This window comes from Novosphingobium sp. FG90, from assembly GCF_057808725.1.
The window spans coordinates 1-4,363 of record NZ_JBMDIO010000079.1 but is presented as its reverse complement, the minus strand read 5'-3'; the positions used below and the strand labels follow the sequence as shown (position 1 = coordinate 4,363).

Below are 4,363 nucleotides of genomic sequence, written 5' to 3'. Positions count from 1 at the left end.
ACGAAGTGCCCGCACCTTCTAGAAAGGCTAATTTTAAATTTTTAAATTATAATTATCAATACTTGTAAGATAATTGAAGGGCAAGAGTGCGCGGTCGATTCAGCATGACGTACGCGCCGTTGCTGACGAATGTCATAGGAACTGAATACTCGATGACGTCTTTGCTGGTCAGGTTACGCCCAATGAATGCAGCTTCCCACCCGCCACTGCTGGCCAGCGCTATGCGGGCATTCAGGAAAGCGTAGCCGTTGGAATAAGGGACCACATTGTTTGGCTTGCCGGGAAAGCCAATCGTGTTTTCTTCGTTGGCAAGATACAGGCCGCTGCGGAATTCGACGCCAATGTCTGCTTTTACTGTCAGATCATCGCTCAGCGGTTGGCTGGCGTTCACGCCGGCATTGCCACTCCACTTCGGCGCGCCCGGTGGGCGCAGGCCCAGCGGCTTGCGCTTGGTATCGGCATAGCTGAGCTGGCCCGAGAAGCGCAGGCCTGGGAACAGCTGGAGTCCGATTTCCGCTTCAGCGCCGCGTGAACGTAGATCTTCGGCGGTAATTACGAACATTGAGCCGTTAAAGGTGGATTGCTGGAAGTTCTTGATATCGGTCTGGAACAGCGTGAGGTTCAGGAACCCGCCATGCGGAAGCGTCAACTTCTCGCCAACTTCGAATGTCTGCGCCGTTTCTTTGTTATACTCAGTCGCAGCCGCTCCAGCGGCGGTTGCCGCTTGCGTGGTCACGTTGCTGAAACCGCCTCCCTTCGTCCCCTTGGAGAACGAAGCGTAAAGCATGAGGTCGTTGGTGGCTTTCCAGTTCAAGCCGATCGAACCGTCTATATTGTTCTCACGGCGCGCCAGCAGGGTGGGGGCGAATGGCTGGTAAAGAACTGCTGTCAACGGGCCGGCTCGCAAAGTCTGGCGAGCCATTTCGGCCGAGCGTTTTTCGTTCGTATACCGAACGCCGCCGCTTAGGGTCAGAGCATCAGTGAAGTGCATATTGAGCTGCGCAAAGCCAGCAAGGTCGCGTGTGCGCTGCGTGTCCTGCGTCGTGAAATGACCAAGCAGATTGAACAGGCCCGGCTGGCCCGTTACCGCGCCTGGCCCAGTGGAGGGGCAGCCGATGCATTGCGAATTGATATCGTCGTTATAGAGCCACTTTTCATGGAAGTACGCGCCACCGATGACGTAGTCGAGAAATTGTCCGTCTGCGGGCGACGACAGGCGCAGTTCCTGTTGGAACTGGCGATTGCCTTGATAATATAACGTAGGCAGGTAATCGCCCGGAAGTAGATCCGTGTCGCGTAAGCGCGATGAATCAAATGCGGAGTAGGCAGTGACCGATGTTACAGTCATGCCGTTATTCAACTCGTAGTTGATCGTGCCGATTGCGCGATGGCCATGGGTGTGGTCATAGCTCTGCTCGCCAGTGGGCGAGCCTTCCGACTGTGTGCGGTTTGCGCCGATTTCAAGGCCCGGATACCCGGCAAGAGCGGAAAGGCGGGCTGCGTTGCCGTTGGGGTCGCTGTAAATTTCCCATGGAAGCCCGCGTTGGCGGACACGAAAATACTGGTAGGACAACGTTATGTCGAGGGCGTCGGTAGGTGTGTAGTTCAGAGTGACGCGGCCAGCCAGATTGCGCGTTCGTGGTACGTCGTTGTCGAAGAAGGTGTTATGAACGTAACCCTTCTGCTCGTCATATTTGCCGGCGACGCGCATTTTCAGGTTTTCGCTGATAGGGATGTCGATGCCGGCTTCCACGGTGTTGGAGCCGAATTCGAATTCATGCGTGGCAATGATGTTAGCAGCGAAAGTGTCGCCCGGTTTCCGCGTTGTCAGGCTGATCGCGCCTAGGCTGGTGTTCTTGGAAAGAAGGGACGCTTGTGCGCCACGAATTACTTCCACGCGGTCAAAGTCGAACAGCGCGGCGTTGAATTCGGGGCCACGTCCGGCATAGGTGCCATCGACGAAGGTCGCCACGGACTGTTCGAAGGCGTCGATCGCAGTTCCCGTTCCGAGACCGCGCAGCGTCAGGTTGACCAGATTGTTCGGCGTCTTGCGGATAACCAATCCAGAGGTAACCGACTGGAGATTCTCGATGGCTCCCAGGTTCTGGGCCTGCAATTTCTCGCCACTCAATACCGAAACCGAAAGTGGCACATCCTGAAGCGATTCTGCGCGCTTGCGGGCGGTGACCACAATCTCGGACACGTCGTCGCCTGCCGCATTACTCCGCGATTTTTGCTTATCCTGCGCGTGGACCGGGCTTGTCGCCAGCATCGCCACGATGGCGAGACTGCTGGGAAGCAGTACCTTTTTCATCATCGTCTCCCTAATCTTGTTCTCTATTTGGCTAGGCGGGAACCCGGCAATCCAGCGAATGCGCCACCTAGCGGAACCTGTCTCGCATCCTGCGGTCAGCTTCGTCTGTTGCCCGCGCCTTGCTTCATAAAACATTCGCTCGAACTAGACAATTGAAGATTTTTCGTTCTTCCATAATATGAGAATAAATCATAAGTTATTGTATAAAATAGAAAATATGTCGGACTTGTAGCGTTGACCGATGTGATGTATGCGTTGGGATAAGAAACATCTGTTTTACCTAGTTATGAGGGGTGAGGCGATCAAATGCGAATCAGATCCGGGACCGAGGCAGCGCAGTTAGAATGCGAAGGAGCGCACGCATGATCCAATCCGCCGCAACACAACTGCCCAGAAGCTTTGATGAATTCTCGGCGGACTGGTTTACAGGCGCTCTTGCAGAGAAATATCCAGGCGTAATTGTCGCACGTATCAGGCGAAGCGGCGAGCGCGTGGGCACTTCGGCGTCTTGCCGGTTCGAGATCGACTACGCCGATCCGGGGGCGGGCGCTCCGCCGCCTCCTGCCGTCTACGTCAAAGGCGGGTTCACCGAGGCGCAATTGCAGCGCTACTGGATGGTGCTTCAGCAGGAGGCGCGTTTCTACGACGAACTTGCTCCCGACGTGCCGATGCACATCCCGCGCCATTATTACGCGCGGATCGATGATAGCCGGCAGGGTATCACGGTTCTGGAGGATCTGGCGCTGCGGGGAGTAACGTTCGGCTACTGGGGGCGTCTGTCGGTGGATCAGGTCGCGACGCTGCTTGAACAGTTCGCAGCGATGCACGCGCAGTGGCTGAATGATCCGCGCCTCCCGTCGCTTCAGGGGTGGGAGGCGCCGCAACGCGGTTTCCTGAAGTACCTGGTGCGGGACAAACATTGGGAAGAACTGAGCGCTCGCCCTTATGGCGCAAGGTTGCTGGAGGCGGTGCCCGAACCCGGTATGATCCGTAGTGCCCTGGACCGCATGTGGGCGCTGAACGATGCCGCCCCGCGTACTCTCGTTCACGGTGATGCGCATGGTGGCAATATGTTCTTCGAGAAGGACGGTCGCGCGGGGACGCTGGATTTCCAGCTCTGCTTTGGTGGCACCGGGATGCACGACGCTTCCTGGCTTATTGTCAGCGGGCTGGGCATAGAAGATCGCCGGGCGGAGGAAAGGCGGTTATTGGACGTCTATCTCGCAGCAATGGTCGCTCGCGGCGTGGACATGCCGGATCGCGACGCACTGTGGCTCACACATCGGCAGCAAATGGCGCACGCCTTCGTTTCAGGCGCGTGCGAGCCGATCGAATCCGGCCCTTACGAGATGATTTGCGCGGCCGCGGAAGTGACCATCGCCGCCGCGCGCGATCACGATGTCCTTGGCGCGCTGGATGTGCCGCGCAGCTAGCCATGCAGGGGAGGTGACACCGCCGCCATGGACTTGCAGGCCCGCCCGTTCCGCGCCTTCGTCACCATTGCGGAGGCTGGGTCATTCCGGCAGGCGTCGGCGCGTCTGAATATCAGTCAGCCAGCGCTGTCCGCACAAATCCGAGAGATGGAGCGTCAGCTCGGTTTCGACCTGTTCGACCGCACCGGGCGGCGCGTTGCACTGACGCCGGAAGGGTCCCGCTTTCTGGACTGGGCGCGGCGTCTCGTGCTGGAGACGGACTGGGTTCATCAGGCGGCACGTTCGATTCGGACACACGAGTTGCGTATCGGCGCGGTTCACCATAGCGACCGGATTGCCGAACGCTGTGCTCTGGTGGAAGGGTTTATTCGTGCCAATCCGCAAGTGCCGGTGCGTGTGCTCGCGCGAAGCCAAGCACAACTGCAGCAGGATCTTGCGAGTAATGCAATCGACTTTGCGATTACGCTGGAGCCGGTCGAGACGGTATGCCTGACATCTTCGCTTGATCGCGGCGCGGCGGTGGAGTTGCAACGCCACGTGATCGGCACGCGCCCGCTGACGGTTAGCGTCCGCGCTCGTGGTGTAATTTCCGGTGTAGGCGATGGTGTATTCCGGG

3 protein-coding genes are annotated in these 4,363 nt (G+C 58.0%); 2 read left to right on the top strand and 1 reads right to left on the bottom strand.

Going from position 1 to position 4,363, the window contains the following annotated elements; translation table 11 throughout:
• Positions 1-55 precede the first annotated feature (55 nt).
• Positions 56-2,314, bottom strand: a complete 2,259-nt coding sequence (locus ACODRZ_RS26380; RefSeq protein WP_488973104.1) for a TonB-dependent receptor — start codon at positions 2,312-2,314, stop codon at positions 56-58.
• Positions 2,315-2,676: 362 nt separating this feature from the next.
• Between ACODRZ_RS26380 and ACODRZ_RS26375 the strand changes: the two genes are divergently transcribed.
• Together ACODRZ_RS26375 and ACODRZ_RS26370 are read left to right on the top strand one after the other, a co-directional pair.
• Positions 2,677-3,747, top strand: a complete 1,071-nt coding sequence (locus ACODRZ_RS26375; RefSeq protein ID WP_488973105.1) for an aminoglycoside phosphotransferase family protein — start codon at positions 2,677-2,679, stop codon at positions 3,745-3,747.
• Positions 3,748-3,774: 27 nt separating this feature from the next.
• Positions 3,775-4,363, top strand: a 589-nt coding sequence (locus tag ACODRZ_RS26370) for a LysR family transcriptional regulator (RefSeq protein WP_488973106.1), incomplete at its 3' end; no start/stop codon positions are given.